This is a genomic window from Gilliamella sp. B2969 (genome assembly GCF_026536195.1).
Classification (GTDB): Bacteria; Pseudomonadota; Gammaproteobacteria; order Enterobacterales; family Orbaceae; genus Gilliamella.
This window is the reverse complement of sequence record NZ_JAFNOP010000003.1, coordinates 199,012-221,344: the sequence shown is the minus strand read 5'-3', so window position 1 is coordinate 221,344 and position 22,333 is coordinate 199,012. Positions and strand designations below refer to the sequence as shown.

Sequence of the window (22,333 nt, the reverse complement as noted above, 5' to 3'; positions counted from 1 at the left end):
TATAATTAAATGTTCAATATATTAAACAAAAATTTTTCTTGATTTAATGAATTGATTTTAATTTGATAGAAATTCAATCAAAAATAGTAAATACTAGTTAGTCAAATTCATTCATTAGACAATTTTGTTGGTATGGTTAACCGGCTTTATTCTCTTGTTTAGAAGATAAAAATATTGAATAAAAGGAGAAAAAATGAACATATACAAGCTTACTTTTTTTATTGCGTTAGCTTCAAGCAATGTTTTTGCCAATAATGTTTCGTTGAATAAAGTGACAGTTTTTTTACAAGGTGCTGAATTACAAGGTCAGTCAAATGTAACTTTAATAAAAGGTGAAAATGAGATTTTACTAACCAACATTGCTAATAGTGTTAATCCTCATTCCATTAATGTTGGGTTTAGTAATGATGCAAATATTAAAATATTGTCAATCGGCGTTAATAATCAAGATCCCGATAATAATGAAGATAGTGCAGAAATGAAATCTTTATTAGACAAATTACAACAATTACAAAATACCCATGATAGAACAGCAATTGAATTAAGTGCAGTTGACCAGCAAATTGCACTACTAAAAAATAATCGACTTGATCAATTAGTTAAAAGTGATCATGATGATCTTAACAACATGAAAAATGTGTTAGATTTTGTTAAAACCAATTTGGTAACCTTTCTCAATGAACAAAATAAATTACAAAAAGAACTTGCTCAGACAAATACACAAATCGCCGATATTCAAGAAAAAATCGATAACCTTAAAAATGAGTCAACCAATGGTTTAACAAATGTCATTAATGTAAAAGTCTACTCAGATAAAGCAATCACTTTACCAGTGACATTATCTTATGTCATTAATGATGCTGGTTGGTCTCCTGTATATGATATTCGTGTTGCCGATATTAATTCTAACTTGCAATTAACTTATAAAGCGGATATTTATCAAAATAGTGGTTTAGATTGGCAAAATGTCGATTTTAGTTTATCTACATCAAACCCTAAAGAAGGCATAACTGCACCTAAGTTAATGCCTTGGCAAATTGATGTATTTTCTGAAAAAAATGGCCCTTTTTTAGCTAGCAGTGAAAAAAGATATAATGATATTAGTACCACTGCTGTAAAAACCTTAGATCGTCTGGCTTTTGAAAGCGCTTCAGATAATGTGTTGATTGACAATTTGGGTATTAATACTCATTTTAATGTAAAATTACCTTATACGATAAAATCTAACAGTTACGGTAATATACTTACTTTACAAAATAAAGAAGTTCTGGCTCAATATCATTATATTGCTTCGCCAAAATTAAGTAGCAATGTATATTTAGAAGCGCAAATTTCTGATTGGGATAAATTGAATCTTTTACCTGGAAAATCGACAGTATTTTTTAATGGCGATTATCTAGGTGAAAGTTTTATTACAACCAAAGGCGTGAAAGATACACTGGATCTGTCCCTTGGACATGATAAAAATATTTTTATTTCACGCGATCGAAATTTAAATGAAACATCAAAGCCTTCCTTCTTTGGTGATGATATATCGCAAAAATATGCTTACACCATTGATGTTAAAAATAATAAATCGTTACCAATAGATATTGTTATTTACGATCAATTGCCTGTAATTTTAAATAAAATAGTCAAGCTTGAAGATGCAAAATATGACGACGCAATTTATGATAAAGAAAGTGGTTTATTGTCTTGGCAATTAAAATTAAACCCTAAAGAAACTAAAAATCTTAATTTGAGCTTTAAGCTAACTTATCCAAAGGATAAAGTGAGTGAAATTTCAGGGTTATAAACACGATCAGATAAAACGAATAACGTATGCTAACACAGTGGTTAAATCAGTTTAAACAAAATAGTCAAATTAATTTACTTGATATTCATTTAGCGCTGTTTTTATCAAAAAAATCACAGCTAACTGATGATATTGTCGTTAAACGTTTGGCTTTTTTGGTTTTATTGCTCAGTTTTGAGGTAAGAGCGGGGCATGTTTGTTTGGATATTTCCCAAATAAACGAGCAAAACTATGATCCGCAGCTTTGGCGTGATTTAGCTTCCCCCACTTTGCAAGATTGGTTAACCACTATTTTGCAAGCACAAAATAATCAGATAATCAGCGACGGCACGTTGCTTTCACCGCTTGTATTTATTGATAATAGACTCTATTTTCAACGTATGTACCTAGATGAAAAGCAAGTTGCATCTTATTTTAATCAACCCTCATCTGAACAACAATTAGCATCACAGGCTGATTTAATTACGATTTTAGATCAATTATTTACTCAACGATCGGCGTCCATTGATTGGCAAAAAATCGCTGTGGCAGTGGCGTTAACGCGTAAAGTGGCTATTATTTCGGGTGGACCTGGTACCGGTAAAACCACAACAGTGGCTAAAATATTAGCTGGCATTTTGTTAACCAATCCTAATTCTCGCATTGTTGCAACTGCTCCAACGGGGAAAGCTGCATCAAGGTTAACAGAATCACTTAGCCAAGCCATAGCACAATTGCCTGTTAATCAAAAAATTAATATTAAGGCAGAAGCCATTACTTTACATCGTTTATTGGGCGCTAAAGCAGATAATCGTTCATTTCATTATAATAAACAAAATCCTCTTCACGTTGATGTATTGGTGATTGATGAAGCATCAATGGTTGATCTTAATATGATGTCGCGAGTGATTGATGCATTACCCGTTGCGGCACGTTTAATTCTATTAGGAGACAAAGACCAACTTTCATCGGTTGAGGCTGGCGCGGTATTTGGTGATCTTTGCGCTTTTATTGGTAAAGGCTATAGCCCTTCACGCGCCAAGGAGCTAACGCAATTAACCGGTTATGTTGTGCCGAGTGAGCAGAAAGTTGCAACAATTACCGATAGTATATGCTTATTACAAAAAAGTTACCGATTTGATCAAACCTCAGGTATTGGTGTATTGGCTAATGCGGTAAAAGAGGGCAGTGTTAGCAAGGTAAAAGCACTGCTCAGGAATGCTGAATTTAATGACATTCATTTCTATAATTTAACATCAAAACAGACCTATCAGTCTATTTTAAATGAAAGTGTTAAACATTATTCAGATTATTTAAAGGCAATCAAGTCTAGTGGTGATAATGATATTATGTCCATTTTAGCTAAGTTTGCCAACTATCGCCTGCTTTGTGCTTTGCGATCAGGAATGTTCGGTGTTAGCGGCTTAAACTCACAAATTGAATCTCTATTAGCTAACCATAAGTTAATTCACATAAAAAATAAAGAAGCATGGTATATCGGCCGTCCTATTATGATTTTACGTAATAGTGCCGCATTAGGGTTATATAATGGTGATATTGGCATAGCCCTACCTGCTGAGCATGATAGTAGTAAATTACGTGTTTATTTTCCTTTTGCTGATGGTTCTATCAAAGGGTTTTCACCCTTCAGGTTACCTGAGCATGAAACGGCTTATGCAATGACTATTCATAAATCACAGGGTTCAGAATTTGATGATGTAAATATTATATTGCCAACTGATTATTCACCATTACTCAATCGCTCTTTACTTTATACTGCAATTACGCGAGCTAAAAAAACTGTATCGATTTATGCCGATACTCAAATTTTAGCGCTTTCCGTCAAAAGTCAAATACATCGTGAAAGTGGGTTAGCTCAACAAATAGAAAATACTTGCCCATAACATAGTGATGGTAACGTTTTTAGTCTAAAAAGTTTGCTAATTGTTTTAGTCAATAATAGCGCTAAGCTGTTTAAGTTCGTAAATATAATTAGCGGGTAGGATAATTTAGGTAGTCTAGACATAGCTTCTGGAATAATTTGTTATGCATTTTTAAAATACCAAATTGATGGTGCATAGTTTATTATTTTCTTAAATCAATCCTTATTTATTGTTAAGCTATTTAGATATATCTCATTACTGGCAATATTTGACTTGCAAAGATAACTCATCAATTTTAGTGAAGGTTTTTTGTCAAACTAACTAGATAAAAATAAACGTTGTTAATGTATAATGAGGAATGATTTATCTACATAATTTTTTTTATGTAGATGATAAGCAGTAATCTAGGTAAACAGCACTTGCTATATTAACCAAGTGCTGTTTATTTTTATGATGATAATTAATGAATAATCTTTGCTAAAAAGTCTTTAGCACGATCTGATTGTGGATTAGTAAAGAATTGCTCTTTTGATGTGTCTTCGATGATCTCACCTGCATCCATAAAGATAACACGATGTGCAACTTTACGAGCAAAGCCCATTTCATGCGTCACTACCATCATAGTCATACCTTCATAAGCTAACTCTACCATAACGTCCAACACTTCATTAACCATTTCAGGATCGAGTGCAGATGTTGGTTCATCAAATAACATAACAATAGGATCCATACAAAGTGCACGGGCAATTGCTACTCGTTGCTGTTGTCCACCAGAAAGCTGAGCAGGGTATTTATCTGCATGCGCCAGTAAACCTACACGTTCTAATAGATTTAAAGCTTTTTCACGCGCCTCTTCATCTGCTCTTCCCAATACTTTGATTTGAGCAAGGGTTAAGTTTTTTAATATTGTTAAATGGGGAAATAATTCAAAATGCTGAAACACCATGCCTACTTTAGATCGAAGTTTAGCTAGGTTGGTCGATTTATCCGTGATTTCTGTGCCATCTATAATAATTTTACCCTTTTGTACAGGTTCTAAACCATTTACAGTTTTAATTAGTGTTGATTTTCCTGAGCCAGATGGGCCACAAACAACGACTACTTCGCCTTTTCCCACTTTTGTTGAGCAGTTCTTTAATACTTGAAATTGTCCATACCATTTTGATACATTTTCTAAGGAGATCATCGATTTATCCCTTTTTTGAAATAATTAACTAAACGTGAAGCAGTAAAACAAATTATAAAATAACTTGCTGCTGCAAAAATAATCATAGAATATTTTACCGTGCCACCTTGCACGTTGCCGATTTGTGTCACACTTGCGCCAAATAAATCAATCAAGCTCATGACATAAACTAAAGATGTATCTTGGAATAAGATAATACCTTGAGTGAGTAATAGCGGTACCATTGATCTAAATGCTTGCGGTAAAATGATTAATCGCATCGCTTGCGCTTTGGTCATACCGAGTGCGTAAGCAGCGTGATATTGGCCTTTAGCGACAGCGTTAATACCTGCGCGAATAATTTCAGAATAGTAAGCTGCTTCAAATAAAGCAAAGGCAATCATTGCTGATACAACGCGAACATCGGCATAAGGTGGTAAGTTAAATACATATTTAATAACTTGCGGAAGCGCTAAATAGAACCATAACAGTACTAAAAGTAGTGGGATGGAACGAAATAAATTCACATAGCATTTAGCAAATATGTTAAGTATTTTGTTATTTGATAAACGCATTAATGCAAGCACTGTTCCCCAAACAATGCCAAAAACGACCGCATTGAGTGTAATTCTTGTGGTCAACCATAAACCACTTAATAAAAGATGATAGTTGTCTGATACTAATGAAGGTATATTAGCAATCCAATCGAATAACTGCATTTTATCCTCCATGATTCATGTTAGGTAAGCGCGTATGTTTTTCAACAATTCGCATAATAGTCAGTACTGCATAATTGATTAACATAAATGCAATAGTGACGCCACAAAGTATCTCCACAATACTATTAGTCGATTCATTAATGCGATCAATTTGACCAATGAGATCGATTAGCCCAATAGTTGACGCCACAGATGAATTTTTAATGATATTCGTCATTTCTGAGGTTAATGGTGGAATTATACGTCTATAAGCATTAGGTAATAGAATGTATATGTATGCTTGACGATTCGTTAATCCAAGTGCGATAGCCGCATAACGTTGACCTTTAGGTAAAGTCTGAATACCTGTTCTTACTTGTTCTGCGATACGTGCTGAAGTAAATAATCCTAAAGCAATTGCTGCTGTGATAAAAGAGCTGACATTTGGCGATAAGCCAGATATAAACCATGTTTTTAAGCTACCTGTTAAAATTTCTGGAAATAACATATACCATAAAAACATCTGTACAAGTAATGGAATATTACGAAACAGCTGAATATAACTTGCCGCAAAGTTATTAAGAAACTTATTGTCAAGTGTTCGGCATATCCCGACCAAAGATCCTAACACAAAGGCAATGATCCAAGCGGTCACAGCTAACGACACTGTCACAAAGATGCCATCTAATAGCCAGTTTAAGTAAATCCCATCACCATAAGGGGTGGGTTCAAAAAATAGTGTCCAATTAAAACTCATAATATATTTAATTCACTAATTTAGGTTATGTACTAAATGTTAATACATTTAGTACATGGATTAGAAAGATAAGAATAGTATTAATCTAATGCTTTATCATTAGGATTTGCAAACAGCTCAACCATTTTTGGTGAAATTTCAAGTGCCATGTTGGCGCCTTTTGGTGGAACAGGTTGAGTGAACCATTTGTTGTAAGATTCAAGTGCTTTTCCTGATTTTTGTGCGTCAGAAATAGTTTTGTCCATTAATTGTTTAAATTGAACATCACCTTTTCTTAACATACAGCCATAAGATTCATAAGATAATGGCTCGCCAACAATTTTCCAATCATTTGGTTTTATTGCACGCGAACGTTCCCCAGCAAGTAACGCATCATCCATTAAAAATGCTTCAGCACGTCCTGTTTCAAGCGCATTAAATGCATCACCATGATCTTTAGGAGTAATAATACGAATACCTAGGTTTTCTTTAGCATTGATTTGATTTAAACGAATTTCAGACGTAGTGCCGGCAGTGGTAACCACATTTTTGCCTTTAAGATCTTCAATACTTTTAATATTACTGTCCGCTTTTACTAAAAAGCGCGTACCAACAATAAAAATACTATCTGAAAAATCGACAGTTTTTTGACGTTCAAGATTATTCGTTGTCGAACCGCATTCAAAATCATAAGTGTAGTTATTTAGTAGTTGAATACGTGTTTTAGACGTAACTGGTAAATATTTTACTTTAAGATTTGGTAAATTAAGTTCTTTTTTAACTGCATCGACAATTAAATTAGAATAATCTTGCGAATAACCAATAACTTCTTGATTATCACCGTAGTAGGAAAACGGAATTGACGATTCGCGATGACCAACAACAATCACACCACTTTCTTTGATTTTAGCTAATGTACCACTGAGTTCTTCTGCAACTGCAGTTCCAGCCATTAGACCTAACATTGCAAATGATAAAACTAATTTGGTTAATTTTGTTTTTTTGTTCATAGTCATCTCCTACTGTTTATTTTGTATCATATTAAATTTATTTAATATTTTTACAAAGGGCGTATATTATAACTTATTTTTTAGCATAAAAGTACTTTTTACTGTTTATTTATAGATTATTGGAGCTAGATACATTAATTGATATTTTGCATTTTTAGCAATTAATGAAGCCTCAGGTTTTAGTTGGAACTCAATTTAATTTAAGCAATAATTATGCCAGTATCTTAAATTATGAACGTTTTTTTATAAAAGTGATAATACACATGAATAGGATAAGAACATAATAAGGTAGATTTCCCCATCTTGCATAAGGGGTTAAACCAGTGGTTGGGGATAATGTTGCATTTAACACACCTTCAGTAAATGCAGGTATTTGCTGAATAATATAGCCTTTTTTATCAATAATTGCAGTTATGCCATTATTGGTACTACGGATTAAGGGTCTGCCAAACTCTAATGCTCTTGCTTGTGCCATTTGTAGATGTTGTTTTGGCCCAATACTATCACCAAACCAAGCATCATTTGATACAGTCAGTAAAAAATCAGTATCCTGTTGAAAGTTATGCCATATGTAATTAGATAAAATCACTTCGTAGCAGATTGCCGTTGTAAATTTAAATCCTTGCATTGTTAATTGGGGTTGCTTTTTATCGCCTTGTTTCATTGATGACATAGGAATGTCTAGCAATGCGGCAATCGGTTCAAGTACAGATTCTAACGGAATAAATTCACCAAAAGGGACTAAATGATGTTTTTGATAACGATTGGTTGTTGGATACTGATAAGCTTCTTTACCTCCTAACACTAAGAGCGTATTGTAAATATCACCGTTAGCTTGGTCTTCAGCGTTTTTTAAACGGTAATCAATAATACCCACCGCTATTTCGGAACCTTTAGCTCTCGCTTGGTTATCTAAATAATATAAAAATGGTTGTTGATTTATCTCGAAGTCAGTAATGCTCGCTTCTGACCAGATAATGATTTTATCTTTGCCTAATGATTGTTGTGTGAGTTGATAATAAGTTTTTAACGTGCTTTCCAATTGTTCACTATTCCAACGTAATGATTGTGGAATATTGCCTTGGATTAACGAAAAGTTGGCTATACGATTCTGATCTACAGTTGTCCAATTAATATCTTTGAGTGAAATTGGTGCAATAAAGATCGCTATTAGTGCAATTATCGCACCAAGCACGTGCTTTTTATGAACCTTGGAGCGCAATTGGTGTAAAATATAAAGTATTAATCCACAGATAATACTAGTAATTAAGTTAACCCCTTCTATACCAATAATAGGAAAATATGCACGCAAAGGGCTATCTAGTTGGCTATATCCAAGCTCTAGCCAAGCAAATCCTGTTAAAATATAGCCACGTAGAAATTCGCTAAATTGCCAAATTACAGGTGCAGTAATAACAAGTTGTTTAAAAGAAAAGGCAGGAGCATAGCGATCCAGCGTTCTTAATAACAGTGCAAAGAGCATTGGATAAAGCGATAAATAGGCAATTAATAGTCCCAATATGACAATAGCCATTGCGGTGGGTAATTCACCATATTGTTTGATACTGATATAAATCCAATGCACACCACCAACAAAATAACCTATTCCCCAAGTTAATCCTATCAATAAGGCCTGTTTCTTGGATTTATCAGCAATCAACCATAATAGACCAATAAATGAGATAAAAGCTAACGGCCAAATATGAAAAGGCGCATAACTAAAAACAGCTATGCCCCCCAAAATTAAACTTAGGAAAAGGTGTTTAAGCATTTTCTGGTAGCTCTAAATTAGGTATAGTTGCACCTTCAGGAATTGTTACATGTAATTGAATGATACGCCGGCGATCGACTATCGTCACTTTAAATTGATAGCCATCAATCAAGATACTTTCGCCGCGTAACGGTAAACGACCGAAGTGTTGCATAACCAGTCCACCAATGGTATCCATTTCATCATCACTAAATGAAGTAGCAAAAATTTCATTGAAGTCCTCAACAGGTGTAAGCGCTCGGACGGTATAAACGGATTGAGATAAACGACGAATATTACGATCTTCGACTTCATCGTATTCATCTTCGATATCACCAACAATCAGCTCTAGAATATCTTCGATAGTAACCAGTCCTGATATACCACCAAATTCATCAATGGCCATTGCCATATGGTAACGCTGCATACGAAACTCTTTCAACATATGGTCAACACGTTTACTTTCGGGCACAATGACCGTTGGTCGTAGGATTTTTTTTAAATCAAAATCAGCAACACCTTGGCGAATAAAAATCAGTAAATCTTTGGCAAGTAGCACACCTTCGATGTGATCTCTATCTTCACTGATCACAGGATAACGGGAATGCCCATGTTCAGAAATGATATCTAAACATTGATCAAGCGTGTAATTGTCTTTGATTGTGATTATTTGAGAGCGGGGAATCATAATGTCACGAACGCGTTGTTCTGCAATATCCATCACACCTTCAATCATATCAAGCGTATCAGGATCGATGAGTTCGTTTTCTTCTGCTTCGCGGATAACTTCGATCAGTTCTTCTTTATCTTTTGGTTCTGAATTAAATAACTGACTTAACCATAGTGTAAACCCTTTTTTGGTTCTCCGGTGATTATCATCACTCATTTGCTCTCTTCCTTTGTTTTGATTTATTAATTAATTGGTTGTGGTAGATAGTTATATTAACTAAATGCTTACATTAGTCAATTGGTTGATAAGGATTATCAAAGCCTAATTGCCGCATAATGTCTATTTCAATATTTTCCATTTCTTCGGCTTCTTCGTCAAGGATATGATCATAACCTAATAGGTGTAAGCAACCATGAACGATCATATGTGCCCAGTGTGAAGTTAGTGATTTATGTTGCTCTTGCGCTTCAGCTTCTACCACCTGCTTACATATGATTAAATCGCCTAATAGTGGCACATCAATTTCAATCGGTGATTCAAATGGAAAAGATAATACATTAGTCGGTTTATCTTTATGGCGATAAGTATTGTTTAGCTGTTGGCTTTCAGCTTGGTCAACAATGCGGATGGTAATTTCTGCTTGATCCATAAATTGTGGTAAAATCACATCTAACCACTGCATTATTTGTGTTTCGCTTGGTAGGTTGTCAGTTTCTTCACTTGCGATTTGCAAATCTAAAATAATTTCGCTCATTTTATTTTCCTAATGACGATTATTCACGATGATAAGGGTGATTGGTGGTCAAGCTCCAAGCGCGATATAAACTTTCGGCAACAATTACCCGTACCAGTGGATGGGGCAAAGTAAGTGGAGAAAGTGACCAACTCTGTTCAGCTGCAATTTTACATGCAGGAGAAAGACCTTCAGGACCACCAATCAGTAAGCTCACATCGCGACCATCGGTTTTCCAGCGCTCTAATTGTTGAGCTAAATTGTGTGTTGTATATGCTTTACCAGGAATATCGAGTGTGACAATGCGATTACCTTTACCGCAAGCATTTAACATCATTTCACCCTCTTTATCTAAAATGCGGACAATATCCGCATTTTTGGTGCGCTTACCGGCAGGAATTTCAATTAGTTCTAAAGGCATATCTTTAGGAAAGCGGGAACAATAATCATCAAAAGCTGTTGTAACCCAATGAGGCATTTTGTTGCCAACAGCAATAAGTTGAATCTTCACTAGATTAACTCCACAGTTTTTCCAGTTCGTATAGTTGTCGGCTTTGTTCCTGCATAATATGTACGATAACTGAATCCATATCAACCACTACCCAATCTGCATCATTTTGACCTTCACTACCTAAGACCAAATATCCTTGTTTTTTTGCTTCATCGAGTAAATGTCCAGCTATTGAGGCAACGTGACGATTAGACGTACCAGTACAGATAATCATATAATCTGTAATACTTGATTTGCCTCGCACATCTAGGGTAACAATGTCTTTGCCTTTTAGATCATCAATTTTATCAATAATAAAATCTTGTAACGATTGTTGCAAAATAATCTCTCTACTGTTAAATATAAAGCGTCATTATAGCATATTTTTTAAATAGAATGGTGGTGATAATACGCCGAACTTTTGGTAGCAAAATTAATTTAGCCGTTTACTCACTTAACAATCACTAGCTATCCCCAATAAACGTTGTGATCATTGGGGAGTAGGGAAATGTAATTATAACTTAAAGTGTAATAACCCGATCAAATAATGGATTATTGGTTAAACGATGAGTAACCATAAGTAACGTTTTTCCAGCACATGTCTGTTTAATTAATTGAATTATCTGCTGTTCAGTTTGTTGATCGAGACTTTCAGTTGGTTCATCCATCAAGATCAAAGGCGAGTTGTGGAGTAAAGCTCTTGCGATACCTATTCGTCGAATTTCGCCTCCCGATAATGTTCGTCCACCTTGTCCAAGCGGTAAATCTAATCCTTGTTCGGCTGCAAGTAGTTTGTCCAATTCGACTTGATGTAATACCTCTATTAATTGCTTATCTGATGCTTGGTTATTACCAATGAGTAGATTTTGACGAAGGCTATCACTAAAAATAGTGATAACTTGGGGTACAACGGCAATAACTTTGCGCAAAGTTGGCTCATCGAGTTGTTCGATAGGCGTGTTATTAATAAAAATAGTACCAGAATTGGGTTGCCAGCTACGCGTGACTAAACTTAGTAATGTTGATTTGCCGCAACCGGTTTTACCCACTAATGCTATATGTGCACCAGCTTCAACCGTTAATGAAAAATGGGTTAATATCGCAAAAGGTTGATTTGGATAACAAAAATTTATGTTATCAAATTGTAATTTTGCTGAATTTAAATCAATTGTTTTGCCATGTTCAACAAACTGTATATCGGGTGTTTGGTTGAAAATATTTGTTGTACGTTTTGCCGAGGCAATGACTTGACCTAAAAAGATAAATGCCCCTGGAATTGGCATTAAAATTTCGTTACTGGCAAGGCAAACAAATACAAATAATGCAACAAGCGGTGATAAGGTATATTGGGTTATAAGCCAAAGCACCAGTAATGTTAAAAAGCCTGCAATTAGTATAACCAGAGCGGTTGATAATGCCACTAAGGTTGATTGGCGTTGTTGATTGTAAAGCCAGTTAGATTCAAGTTCATCTAGTTTAACTCGGTAACGGCACTGTGCGTTAAATAAAATGAGCTCAGCTTGCCCTTGTAAATAATTGATTAACAGCGATCGATACTCACTTTGTTGCTGAGCTAGCTGTTCACCCAATTGCTTACCAGCATAATAAAAAATAATGGGCACAGCAAGTAGGGTCACCGTAAGTATAATACAAATGATTAATGCAATGGGTAGATTAATGGTACTTAATCCAATAAATAGCAGCACAATCATGACTAATGCCGTTACAATTGGTGAAAATAATTTTAAATAAAGATGATCTAGTGCATCAATATCAACAATAAAACGATTAAGTAAGTCAGCTTTTTGATAATGCGCTAATTGATTAGCACTTAGCGGCAATATTTTTTTAAAGGCTAACGTTCTTAAATACGCTAAAATTTTAAAGGTCGTGTTATGATCCACTAAGCGTTGCATATAGCGTGAAGCTGTTCGTGTAATTGCTGCCGCACGTACACCTGCCGCCGGTAACATATAATTAAACGTATACAAACCTGCAACACCCACTACCGCTGTTGAGGCTAAAAACCAACCGGATAAAGATAATAAAAAAACACTGGCAAATAACGTCAGTATAGACAGTGATAATCCCAAAATAATTTGCCAAAAATAGTGTTTATACAGTGCAATATAGGGGCGTAAAATGGCTAACATGCATGCTCCTTGCCGTTAATACTCTGTAGTTTTCCCTGTGACAATTGCCATATTTGATCATACTGTTGCATATCTTCATTTTGGTGAGTAATGGTAATCGTGTTGATCGCAATATGTTGTTGATCAATTTGCTGTACCGTTTGCTTATCTAAGCTGGCTGTGGGTTCGTCAAGAATCAATAATTGACACGGTTTTAACATTGCTCTAGCTAACGCTATACGTTGGGCTTGCCCAACTGATAGTCTCACTGCATCTTCCCCTACTTGTGTATCTATACCAGAGGGCAATTTGGCTATAACATCTAGTAATTGCGCTTTTTTTATGACGGTTTCGAGTTCTTGGTCTGATGCATTTTGTTTACCCAGTAAAATGTTTTCGCGCACAGTGCCATTAATTAAGTAAGGATTTTGACCAATCCAACTAATTTGTTGTTGCCATGTTTTGATCTCTATTTGGCTAAATTCAATATCATTAATGGTTAGCGATCCTTGGTAGGGTAAAAAGCCCAATAATACATTCATTAATGACGTTTTGCCTTCACCACTGGTTCCTATCAAAGCTAGATTGAACGGTGCCTTTAGCGTGAAAGTTAAAGGCCCTACAATAGGCAAGCCTTCGCTAGACATGACGATTAAATTAGTTGCTTTAATCGTCTGTAATGTTTGCTTAAATTCAATATTGGTTTGTAAGTTATGACTTGCTTGTTTTGGTTGCTGTTGGCTTAAAAATGTTTCGATATTATCGGCCGCTGCAATCGCTTCTGCTTTGGCATGATAATATGTGCCAAGATCGCGTAGTGGTTGAAAATATTCAGGCGCTAAGATAAGCGCAAAAAAGCCTGCAAATAACGTCACTGTGCTATTGTATGAACCAAAATTAAATTCACCTAGATAAGAAAAACCAAAATAGACTGCAACAATTGCAATTGATATTGAAGTGAAAAATTCTAATACCGCAGAGGATAAGAATGCTACTTTTAATACTTGCATGGTTTTGATGCGAAAATCTTCAGATGCTTGGGTTATTTGTTTGGCTTGTTTATCACCTTGATTGAATAACCGAATGGTTGCTAATCCTTTTAGGCGATCTAAAAAATGCCCACTAAGGTAAGCGAGTGCTTTAAAATGGCGACGATTAATATCGGCAGCCCCCATTCCAACTAAAATCATGAAGATAGGAATAAGTGGGGCTGTACATAGTAATATACCTGCCGCAGCCCAGTTGAACGGTAAAATAGCAAAGAAAATTAATATAGGAACCATACTCGCTAGCCGCATTTGAGGCAGATAACGAGCAAAAAAATCGTGCAGCTTGTCAACTTGTTCAATGAGTAAAGTGCTCCAAGCACCTGTAGTGCTCTGATTCAAATAAGCCGGGCCTAGTAATTCAAGTTGATTGATAAGCTGGTGTCGAATGTTTTTGCGAATTTTTGTAGCCAATGAAAAGTTGATTTTTTCACGAAAATAAATCAATGCAGCACGCGCTAGAAAGGTAATGACGAGCGCTAAAAAATAGGGCAGTACTTTATTTAAATTACGTTGTTCAATAATTAATTTTTGCAAAATAATAGCCAATAGCGCTGCTTGAACAATGATCAAAATAGTGAGTAAAAGGCCAGTTAATAGTGAAGCACGCAAATCAGCTTTATGTAGTTTTGCGTGCTGTTTTAACCAACTAAGTAGATAGGTTTGACGTTGTTTATCTAAAGACATGAAATTTTATTTTTATTTTAAATTATCCAAATAATGCTCGGCATCTAACGCCGCCATACAACCTGTTCCCGCGGAAGTAATCGCTTGTCGATAAACATGATCCATCACATCACCTGCGGCAAAAATACCTTCAACACTCGTTTGCGTTGCATTACCTTGAGTGCCCGATTGTACTTTGATATAACCACCATTAAGTTCAAGCTGTCCTTCGAATATTGCGGTATTGGGTTTGTGACCAATAGCGATAAATACGCCCATCACAGAAAGTTGCTCGGTGAGATTGCTATCTTGTGTGCTACGCATCCTAACACCTGTTACCCCCATATTGTCACCCAGTATTTCATCCACGACTTGATGAGTATGCAATATTACTTTACCTTCTTTTACTTTTTCATTTAGTCGATCCATTAATATTTTTTCTGCTCGAAAACTATCGCGTCGGTGTATTAAGTGTACCTCACTCGCAATATTGGCAAGATAAAGTGTTTCTTCTACAGCAGTGTTACCACCCCCTACGACTGCAACTTTTTGATTTCGATAGAAGAATCCATCACAAGTGGCGCAAGCCGAAACGCCTTTACTTTTGAAAGCTTGTTCTGATGGTAATCCTAAGTATTGTGCTGATGCTCCGGTAGCAACAATTAATGCATCACAGCTATATTCAGTTTCACTACCGTAAAGTTTGTAAGGTTTCTTGCTAAAATCAACACGATCAATTTGGTCGATAATAATTTCTGTATTAAATCTTTCTGCATGTTCTTTCATTTTGACCATTAATTCAGGACCGGTTAGTTCGGGTGCCCCAGCTGGCCAATTTTCAATTTCGGTAGTGGTTGTTAGTTGTCCACCTTCTTGTGTGCCAGTAATCAATACTGGTGATAAATTTGCTCTTGCAGCATAAACGGCTGCCGTGTAACCGGCAGGGCCAGAACCAAGTATTAATAAACGAGCATGTTTAGTTTTCATATTACTATCCTTATTATTTAAATATTCTGGCTATTAGCAACCAAAGCTGTGCAATTTATAACTGATAAGTTTAACATTATCAATCCATGTCATGAAAAAAAATGATTATTGCAGTAATAGGTTATCGCAATAATTTTTTATTGTTGTAATTTTCAAAGTTTATCTTTATATTTTCATTTTTTTTAAACTATTTTCTTATTTTTAAAACTATATTTTGTTTAATTTCTTTTTTTAAGTCATTAAAATTAATCTTTTAAATTTTTTATAACTTTATTCCGGTTATCTGTTTAGATTACCCGTATAAACTAAAAGGATATAAGATGAATAATACTACTATAGAAAAAGTCGAGTCAGTGCTTTCAAAAATTAGTTGGGCACAACAAATGTTAAATTCGGTGCAACAACAGGTTAATGATCCTCAACTTGGTAATATTTTATCAGGCATTGAGTTTATAATAGATTGCGCTTCTTCTGATGCAGAAGCGCTATATAATTTAGTGAAATAAAGGGTAGTGTGATGTTAGTTGGCTTACCCTTCATCTCGCCGAGTGACGAGTGAAGGCAATTACTGCCTTATTTGTCATTAGGTAAATAAGTTGTCATATCGGTAAGTGGCCAGCGAATATGTGGTGAACTAGGTTCATCAGCCCGATATCCAAAGGCGATACAAAGTCCAACACCAAATACTTGGCCGCTGAATTGAGGAATTGTATTTTCAAAAATTTTGATGACTTTATCACTCTCAAACCCACCTATTGCACAGGAATCGATGCCTTTGAAAGCAGCAGCCGTCATCATATTTGCGCTTGCTATATAGATTTGCATTTCTGACCAGTGATTGAGGGTTAAACCGTCAGCGAGTCCATGTTTACAAAAATTGATAAAAGATTGACATGCAATGTCGATAGCGGTTTTATCCTCTGGATTCGGTAAGGTTCGAGCAATGGTTCGACGTAAATAATCACTTTGTAATGTAAAATTATTAGCCTTACGATAAAGGGCAACAACGTAATGCGAGCAGCTAGTTACTTGTTCTTGATCATAACAAATTGCACGTAATTGCTTTTTAATTTTATCATTGCTCACCACAACAAAATGCCAAGGCTCCATGCCAAATGATGATGGAGATTGACGTGCTGCTTCTAGAATATATTCCATATCGATATCATTGATTTTTTTATTGATGTCGAATTTTTTACATGCATGTCTAAATTCAAAGGCCTGATTTAATTGATCCATTTTCTCTCCTAATGTTGTGTATTCCATGGTGCAACTTTAATTAATAATAGCATACCTGGTAAGGCTAAAATCGTACATAAAGTAAAAAAGGTTGTCCAACCTAGATGTTCGACCATCACGCCAGTCGTTGCATTTATCAATGTTCTGGGAATTGATGCGATACTTGTAAATAAAGCAAACTGTGTTGCTGTATAAAGTGGATTAGTAGTTTTCGCGATAAACGCGACAAATGCGGCAGAACCTAATCCCACCCCTAATGCTTCAAATCCTATAACAATGGCTAACATAATTTGTTGATAACCGGTAATGGTTATAAATGGCCCTTCAATCGATAACCAAGCAAAGCCTAAAATAGAAATAACCTGTACAAAGCCAAAAGCCCAAAGCGCTCGATTAATCCCAATTTTGATCATCAATATTCCACCAATTAATGCACCAAAAACACTCGGCCATAAAGATGCATTTTTAGCAATCCAACCAATATCTAATCGACTATAACCCATTTGTAAATAAAAAGGTGTAGCTAAAGAGGTTGCCATACTATCGCCCAATTTATAAAGAAATATGAAGGCTAAAATAATGATTGCATTTTTAACACCTTGACGAGTGATGAACTCACTAAATGGTTTTATGATGATCGCTTCAAGATTATGATTTTTGACTGGTTGGTTAAGTGGTTCTTTGACCCATAACGTCATAATGATAGCTGGAATCATAAATAGCGCAGTAATAATAAAAACACTATGCCAAGCTAAATAACTAGACAATATAAGCGATAGTGATCCAGGTACGAGTCCTGCAACCCGATAGGCATTGGTGTGAATACTATTTCCTAGACCCAGTTCATTATCAAGTAAAAGCTCTCTTCTAAATGCATCTAAAGCAATGTCTTGCGTCGCCGAGAATAGCGCGATAATAAAACAAAGTGTGGCAATGAGCCAAATATTGAGTGAAGGCGATAAAAAACCTAATAAACTAATGGATAAAACTAATATGATTTGCGATATTAGCATCCATCCTCGGCGTCTGCCTAAATGGAATAATGAGGTATTATCCATAAAGGGGGCCCAAACAAATTTAAAAATATAAGGCATTTGCGTTAAAGAAAATGCACCAATTGTTTTAATATTTATTCCTTCGCTTTCTAACCACGCAGGTAAAAGTTGTAGTAATAAATAAAATGGCAAACCAGATGCAAAACCTGTAAAAATACAGATGAGCATTTTAGTTGTAAAAATGGTTTTAAAGATGGTGTTTTGCGTATTATTCATTATTTAACATTAATGGTTAGTTTTTTTGCAAAGTGTTATCATAGCACATTAATAACAAATAATTGTTAAAGCCAATAAAAAGCGTTTTACTCTGACTAGATTGACTAAACGTAAAAATTTTAACTCGTTTTGACTTATTTTAATAACAATCTTAATCTAGGTAGTTAAACTCTTTTTGGACAGACTTAAAGTAAAAACATTCAAAACAAATAATCACGATATTCATTGCATAAATTTGAAAGAGGTTAATTAGTATGAAAGGTAAAATCAAAATAGCGGTTTTTAGTAGTAAACATTATGATAAAGAACATTTAGAGATTGCTAATAAAAAATATGGCTTTGAGATTGAATACTATGAACATAAACTTAGTCATAAAACAGCAGTTACAGCCCAAGGTTATGATGCCGTATGTGTATTTGTTAATGATGAAGTTGATAAGCAAGTTTTACAAAAATTAGCCCATTATGGTATTAAAATACTCGCATTACGCTGTGCTGGGTTTGATAATGTGGATTTAGCTGAAGCTAAAAAATTGGGTATTACCGTCGTGCGAGTACCGGCTTATTCACCTGAAGCAGTTGCTGAGCATGCTGTTGCGTTAATGATGACACTCAATCGTCGAACTCATAAAGCTTATCAGCGTACCCGTGATGCTAATTTTTCACTGGAAGGTTTAACTGGTTTTAACATGCACAACCGCACCGCAGGGGTGATAGGTACAGGTAAAATTGGTCAAGCAGTTATCCGCATCTTAAAAGGGTTTGGCATGAATATTCTTGCTTATGATCCCTATCCAAATGATATCGTTGTCGAATTAGGTGCTCAGTATGTTCAATTAGACGAACTTTATGCAAAATCAGATGTCATCACGTTGCATTGTCCAATGTCACCGGAAAATTATCATTTATTAAATAAAGATTCATTTAACAAAATGAAAAACGGCGTAATGATTATCAACACCAGCCGTGGTGGCTTATTGGATGCTACTGCTGCAATCGAAGCGTTAAAGCAGACCAAAATCGGTGCGCTAGGTATGGATGTTTACGAAAACGAACGAGATCTCTTTTTTGAAGATAAATCTAATGATGTCATTTTAGATGACGTATTTCGACGTTTATCATCATGCCATAATGTGATTTTTACAGGGCATCAAGCTTTTTTAACTCAAGAAGCATTATTAAATATATCTGACACAACTTTAAATAACATACAACAGATATCAGAAGGAAAAGCAAATCCTAATATTGTTGAGTAACGCCAATAATTTTGGGATATTGCTTATTGTTTTAAATAACAAAATATGGATGAATTATGCAACGTATTGTTATCGTAGCTTCTATGCTTTTATTGCTTGCTGCTTGCACAAGTAACAAGCAATCTTCACCCACACCGATGCAAGAACATCGAGGACATGCGAATGTTAAAGGCGGTGTTTACCTAGAACAAAAACATAATCAACCGCTAACCAATAGCGGTCCGTTAGAAATTACTAAAGAAAAATTTATCGACCGAATGGTCAATAAATATCGTTTTGATCGCCAACAATTGCGAAATGTACTTGCTCAAACAAATAAACTTGATTGGGTGATTAACTTGATGGATAAACAAGCACCAAAAACAGGTGTATCAACGATACCAAATGGCGCCTGGATTCGGTATAAAAATAAATTCATCACTGATAGCAATATACCTAAAGGTGTTGATTTTTGGAATAAGTATGAACCCGATTTGAAACGCGCTTACCAAGAATATGGTGTGCCACCCGAAATTATTGTTGGGATTATTGGTGTTGAGACTGGTTGGGGGCGAGTAATGGGTAAAACAACTATTATTGACGCTTTATCTACACTCGCCTTTTATTATCCAAGACGCGCACAATATTTTTCTGAAGAGCTGGAAGATTTCTTGTTAATGTGTCGTGATGAAGGTGTCGATCCCTTTGACTTGAAAGGATCGTTTGCAGGCGCGATGGGATATGGTCAATTTATGCCATCAGCTTTCCGAAATTATGCTGTAGATTTTGATCGTGACGGACATACCGATCTTTGGAATCCTGTCGATGCGATTGGTAGTGTGGCTAACTATTTTAAAGCTCATGGCTGGAAACGTGACAAAAAAGTGGCAGTTATGGCGAATGGTCAAGCGCCTTTATCACTTGATACTGGGTTTAGTACTAAATATTCGATTGAAACCTTAGCTAATGCTGGTTTGAAACCACAAAGTTCTTTAGAGGGTTACAAAGAAGCAAGTTTACTACGCTTGGATATGGGGGATCGTTATCAATTTTGGTATGGTTTACCTAACTTTTATGCCATAACACGTTATAATCACAGTACCCATTATGCGATGGCAGTATGGCAATTAGGATTAGCTGTTAAAGAGGCAAGATAGCGTTAAATAGATAATTTATTAAAAAGGTCGCTTTAGCGACCTTATTTTTAAGAAGGAATTAATCTTATCTTTATCCATCCTCGTTATTCGTTACTATTAATAAGTGCTATATTTTCATTACAGAGAAGATACCAATAATTTTAATGCTAACAGTAATAAAAAAATGCCGAAATACTTGATTAATTTATTAATTGATAATTTTTGTGCTATTTGAACACCAACTTTAGCCATGGGTATACTGGCTAGCATAATTGAAAATACAGCTGGTAGATACACAAATCCAAGACTGTATTGAGGAAGCTCTGGAATGTTCCAGCCAGCAATGATATACCCAATAGTTCCACCTATTGCAACTGGCAGAGTAAATGCCGCTGATGTGCCAATGGCTTTACGCATATCGATACCACATTTTTTCAAGAATGGTACCACTAATACACCACCACCTACGCCGACTAATGCCGCAAAAACACCAATAAATGCACCAACAAGCACAAAAACACTATTCCCTGTACTCATTGTTTGAGTGGTTTGATTGTGATTAACTTTACTGGTCTTAAAAATAAATTTTCCGCCAATGTAGAACAGAAAAGCTATAAAGATCCACCTAAGATAGACACCGGGAATATAAGGGGTCATATACGATCCAATTATTGTACCGACAATGCAACCCAATACCATTTTCTTTAACACAGACCATTGAATATTATGGTTTTTATTTTGCAACCAACTCGATGATAAACTCGTACCAATGATTGTTGCTAATGATGAAGCAACTGCAATATGGTTGATCCAATTGTTACCAAAATTGAAATGGTCAAGTGTAAAAATCAAAGCTGGAACGATTAATGCACCACCGCCAATACCAAACATGCCAGCCAGCAAACCGGCAATTGCACCAATACAGATGAAAATAACAAATTCAACAAGCATTTTAAGTCCTTATAGTGATTAACGTAAAACTAATCACTTTTCCATTTGTTAATTAGATAAATTGATCACTGGGTTAATTATTTTAACAACAGTGTCGATTATTTTTCTCATTGGCTGGTTATTTTACCTGACATATTTGAATGGTAGCAATCTATCAAAGAGTAAATAATCAAATATTAGCAATGAGTTTAATCACAATCTAATACGCTAAAAGATGACATAATGATCAAAAAAGCTTATGTTATTGAGTAATTCAAAAGAAGTCACAAAATATTATGACAATTTTATATTGAAAGGAGTGAAATAATGAAAGATCGTTTAAAGTGGATTGATGATTTTGGTTTTTTAGGTGAAACCGCAAGTGGCCACTCATTGGTCATGGATGGTGGCATTGAGCACGGAGGTCGTAATCGTGGCGCTCGTCCAATGGAACTTTTACTGCACGGTGCTGCTGGCTGTATGGCTTATGATATTATCGCTATCTTAAAAAATAATAAAAAAGATGTGCGTGATCTTTGGATTGATATTGATAAAACGCAGGCAGAATCTTCACCCAAGGTTTACACCTCAATTAATTTCCATATTGTGATTACCGGTGTAAATATTGACAATGAAAGCGTTGAAAAAGCGGTAAAGCTTGCGTCAGAAAAATATTGCAGTGCTTCAATTATGTTAGGTAAAACAGCCAAAATGTCTTATACCTATGAGATTAGAGAGCAACGTTAACTATTTTATATAACTTATAATTATAATCTAATAAC

General features: G+C 35.3%; 21 protein-coding genes. 6 read left to right on the top strand and 15 right to left on the bottom strand.

Going from position 1 to position 22,333, the window contains the following annotated elements:
* Positions 1–193 precede the first annotated feature (193 nt).
* Together J3U66_RS04015 and recD are read left to right on the top strand one after the other, a co-directional pair.
* The gene (locus J3U66_RS04015; protein WP_267348062.1) at positions 194–1,795 is read left to right on the top strand and encodes a mucoidy inhibitor MuiA family protein; all 1,602 of its coding nucleotides are present in this window, start codon (positions 194–196) and stop codon (positions 1,793–1,795) included.
* A 26-nt stretch (positions 1,796–1,821) separates the two neighbouring features.
* Positions 1,822–3,678, top strand: a complete 1,857-nt coding sequence (recD, locus tag J3U66_RS04010; RefSeq protein ID WP_267348061.1) for an exodeoxyribonuclease V subunit alpha — start codon at positions 1,822–1,824, stop codon at positions 3,676–3,678.
* Between the two features lie 439 nt (positions 3,679–4,117).
* Here the strand turns inward: recD and J3U66_RS04005 are convergent, their stop codons facing one another.
* From J3U66_RS04005 to trxB, 12 genes are all read right to left on the bottom strand, one after another.
* On the bottom strand, positions 4,118–4,843 hold the full coding sequence (locus J3U66_RS04005) for an amino acid ABC transporter ATP-binding protein (RefSeq protein ID WP_065634203.1): 726 nt from the start codon (positions 4,841–4,843) through the stop codon (positions 4,118–4,120).
* Complete coding sequence (locus tag J3U66_RS04000) at positions 4,840–5,541, bottom strand: ABC transporter permease subunit (RefSeq protein WP_065634202.1); 702 nt, start codon at positions 5,539–5,541, stop codon at positions 4,840–4,842. Before J3U66_RS04000 ends, J3U66_RS04005 begins: the two co-directional genes overlap by 4 nt.
* A 1-nt stretch (position 5,542) precedes the next feature.
* Positions 5,543–6,277 (bottom strand): amino acid ABC transporter permease, encoded by a 735-nt coding sequence (locus tag J3U66_RS03995; RefSeq protein ID WP_065799040.1) that lies wholly within the window; start codon positions 6,275–6,277, stop codon positions 5,543–5,545.
* A gap of 80 nt (positions 6,278–6,357) precedes the next feature.
* A complete protein-coding gene (locus J3U66_RS03990; RefSeq protein WP_267333222.1) occupies positions 6,358–7,266 on the bottom strand; it encodes a glutamate/aspartate ABC transporter substrate-binding protein in 909 nt (302 codons plus the stop codon).
* 229 nt (positions 7,267–7,495) lie between these two features.
* Positions 7,496–9,037, bottom strand: a complete 1,542-nt coding sequence (gene lnt, locus J3U66_RS03985) for an apolipoprotein N-acyltransferase (protein WP_267343742.1) — start codon at positions 9,035–9,037, stop codon at positions 7,496–7,498.
* Positions 9,030–9,902, bottom strand: coding sequence for a CNNM family magnesium/cobalt transport protein CorC (gene corC / locus J3U66_RS03980; protein ID WP_267333220.1), 873 nt, complete (start codon positions 9,900–9,902; stop codon positions 9,030–9,032). The genes lnt and corC overlap by 8 nt, the downstream gene beginning before the upstream one ends.
* A 73-nt stretch (positions 9,903–9,975) precedes the next feature.
* The gene (gene ybeY, locus J3U66_RS03975) at positions 9,976–10,440 is read right to left on the bottom strand and encodes an rRNA maturation RNase YbeY (RefSeq protein WP_267348059.1); all 465 of its coding nucleotides are present in this window, start codon (positions 10,438–10,440) and stop codon (positions 9,976–9,978) included.
* 19 nt (positions 10,441–10,459) lie between these two features.
* Positions 10,460–10,930, bottom strand: a complete 471-nt coding sequence (gene rlmH / locus J3U66_RS03970; protein WP_267333218.1) for a 23S rRNA (pseudouridine(1915)-N(3))-methyltransferase RlmH — start codon at positions 10,928–10,930, stop codon at positions 10,460–10,462.
* Between the two features lie 4 nt (positions 10,931–10,934).
* Positions 10,935–11,252, bottom strand: a complete 318-nt coding sequence (gene rsfS, locus J3U66_RS03965; RefSeq protein ID WP_065634195.1) for a ribosome silencing factor — start codon at positions 11,250–11,252, stop codon at positions 10,935–10,937.
* A gap of 178 nt (positions 11,253–11,430) precedes the next feature.
* Positions 11,431–13,062: a heme ABC transporter ATP-binding protein/permease CydC gene (gene cydC / locus J3U66_RS03960; RefSeq protein ID WP_267348058.1), complete on the bottom strand. Its 1,632-nt coding sequence runs from the start codon at positions 13,060–13,062 to the stop codon at positions 11,431–11,433.
* The gene (gene cydD, locus J3U66_RS03955) at positions 13,056–14,774 is read right to left on the bottom strand and encodes a heme ABC transporter permease/ATP-binding protein CydD (RefSeq protein WP_267333216.1); all 1,719 of its coding nucleotides are present in this window, start codon (positions 14,772–14,774) and stop codon (positions 13,056–13,058) included. Before cydD ends, cydC begins: the two co-directional genes overlap by 7 nt.
* 12 nt (positions 14,775–14,786) lie before the next feature.
* Positions 14,787–15,740, bottom strand: a complete 954-nt coding sequence (trxB, locus tag J3U66_RS03950; protein ID WP_267333215.1) for a thioredoxin-disulfide reductase — start codon at positions 15,738–15,740, stop codon at positions 14,787–14,789.
* A gap of 320 nt (positions 15,741–16,060) precedes the next feature.
* Here trxB and J3U66_RS03945 point away from each other — a divergent pair, with 320 nt between their 5' ends.
* Positions 16,061–16,246 (top strand): hypothetical protein, encoded by a 186-nt coding sequence (locus J3U66_RS03945; RefSeq protein WP_065633294.1) that lies wholly within the window; start codon positions 16,061–16,063, stop codon positions 16,244–16,246.
* Between the two features lie 67 nt (positions 16,247–16,313).
* Here the strand turns inward: J3U66_RS03945 and J3U66_RS03940 are convergent, their stop codons facing one another.
* Together J3U66_RS03940 and J3U66_RS03935 are read right to left on the bottom strand one after the other, a co-directional pair.
* Positions 16,314–16,979: an NAD(P)H-dependent oxidoreductase gene (locus tag J3U66_RS03940; protein ID WP_267333214.1), complete on the bottom strand. Its 666-nt coding sequence runs from the start codon at positions 16,977–16,979 to the stop codon at positions 16,314–16,316.
* An 8-nt stretch (positions 16,980–16,987) separates the two neighbouring features.
* On the bottom strand, positions 16,988–18,250 hold the full coding sequence (locus tag J3U66_RS03935; protein ID WP_267348056.1) for an AmpG family muropeptide MFS transporter: 1,263 nt from the start codon (positions 18,248–18,250) through the stop codon (positions 16,988–16,990).
* A gap of 266 nt (positions 18,251–18,516) precedes the next feature.
* Here J3U66_RS03935 and J3U66_RS03930 point away from each other — a divergent pair, with 266 nt between their 5' ends.
* Together J3U66_RS03930 and mltB are read left to right on the top strand one after the other, a co-directional pair.
* Positions 18,517–19,506: a 2-hydroxyacid dehydrogenase gene (locus tag J3U66_RS03930; RefSeq protein ID WP_267333258.1), complete on the top strand. Its 990-nt coding sequence runs from the start codon at positions 18,517–18,519 to the stop codon at positions 19,504–19,506.
* Between the two features lie 56 nt (positions 19,507–19,562).
* Complete coding sequence (gene mltB / locus J3U66_RS03925) at positions 19,563–20,642, top strand: lytic murein transglycosylase B (protein ID WP_267333212.1); 1,080 nt, start codon at positions 19,563–19,565, stop codon at positions 20,640–20,642.
* 117 nt (positions 20,643–20,759) lie between these two features.
* On the opposite strand, the gene J3U66_RS03920 is transcribed toward mltB, so the two are convergent.
* Positions 20,760–21,572: a sulfite exporter TauE/SafE family protein gene (locus J3U66_RS03920; RefSeq protein ID WP_267348054.1), complete on the bottom strand. Its 813-nt coding sequence runs from the start codon at positions 21,570–21,572 to the stop codon at positions 20,760–20,762.
* 306 nt (positions 21,573–21,878) lie between these two features.
* Here J3U66_RS03920 and J3U66_RS03915 point away from each other — a divergent pair, with 306 nt between their 5' ends.
* Positions 21,879–22,298 carry an OsmC family protein gene (locus tag J3U66_RS03915; protein ID WP_065633299.1) on the top strand — a complete coding sequence of 140 codons (420 nt, stop codon included), beginning with the start codon at positions 21,879–21,881 and terminating at the stop codon, positions 22,296–22,298.
* Positions 22,299–22,333 lie beyond the last annotated feature (35 nt).

Excerpts from the sequence above, each read along its gene's own strand:
- J3U66_RS04015 (WP_267348062.1), top strand. The coding sequence starts at position 194 with ATGAACATATACAAGCTTACTTTTTTTATTGCGTTAGCTTCAAGCAAT.
- recD (WP_267348061.1), top strand. The coding sequence starts at position 1,822 with ATGCTAACACAGTGGTTAAATCAGTTTAAACAAAATAGTCAAATTAAT.
- J3U66_RS04005 (WP_065634203.1), bottom strand. The coding sequence starts at position 4,843 with ATGATCTCCTTAGAAAATGTATCAAAATGGTATGGACAATTTCAAGTA.
- J3U66_RS04000 (WP_065634202.1), bottom strand. The coding sequence starts at position 5,541 with ATGCAGTTATTCGATTGGATTGCTAATATACCTTCATTAGTATCAGAC.
- J3U66_RS03995 (WP_065799040.1), bottom strand. The coding sequence starts at position 6,277 with ATGAGTTTTAATTGGACACTATTTTTTGAACCCACCCCTTATGGTGAT.
- J3U66_RS03990 (WP_267333222.1), bottom strand. The coding sequence starts at position 7,266 with ATGAACAAAAAAACAAAATTAACCAAATTAGTTTTATCATTTGCAATG.
- lnt (WP_267343742.1), bottom strand. The coding sequence starts at position 9,037 with ATGCTTAAACACCTTTTCCTAAGTTTAATTTTGGGGGGCATAGCTGTT.
- corC (WP_267333220.1), bottom strand. The coding sequence starts at position 9,902 with ATGAGTGATGATAATCACCGGAGAACCAAAAAAGGGTTTACACTATGG.
- ybeY (WP_267348059.1), bottom strand. The coding sequence starts at position 10,440 with ATGAGCGAAATTATTTTAGATTTGCAAATCGCAAGTGAAGAAACTGAC.
- cydC (WP_267348058.1), bottom strand. The coding sequence starts at position 13,062 with ATGTTAGCCATTTTACGCCCCTATATTGCACTGTATAAACACTATTTT.
- cydD (WP_267333216.1), bottom strand. The coding sequence starts at position 14,774 with ATGTCTTTAGATAAACAACGTCAAACCTATCTACTTAGTTGGTTAAAA.
- trxB (WP_267333215.1), bottom strand. The coding sequence starts at position 15,740 with ATGAAAACTAAACATGCTCGTTTATTAATACTTGGTTCTGGCCCTGCC.
- J3U66_RS03945 (WP_065633294.1), top strand. The coding sequence starts at position 16,061 with ATGAATAATACTACTATAGAAAAAGTCGAGTCAGTGCTTTCAAAAATT.
- J3U66_RS03940 (WP_267333214.1), bottom strand. The coding sequence starts at position 16,979 with ATGGATCAATTAAATCAGGCCTTTGAATTTAGACATGCATGTAAAAAA.
- J3U66_RS03935 (WP_267348056.1), bottom strand. The coding sequence starts at position 18,250 with ATGAATAATACGCAAAACACCATCTTTAAAACCATTTTTACAACTAAA.
- mltB (WP_267333212.1), top strand. The coding sequence starts at position 19,563 with ATGCAACGTATTGTTATCGTAGCTTCTATGCTTTTATTGCTTGCTGCT.
- J3U66_RS03920 (WP_267348054.1), bottom strand. The coding sequence starts at position 21,572 with ATGCTTGTTGAATTTGTTATTTTCATCTGTATTGGTGCAATTGCCGGT.
- J3U66_RS03915 (WP_065633299.1), top strand. The coding sequence starts at position 21,879 with ATGAAAGATCGTTTAAAGTGGATTGATGATTTTGGTTTTTTAGGTGAA.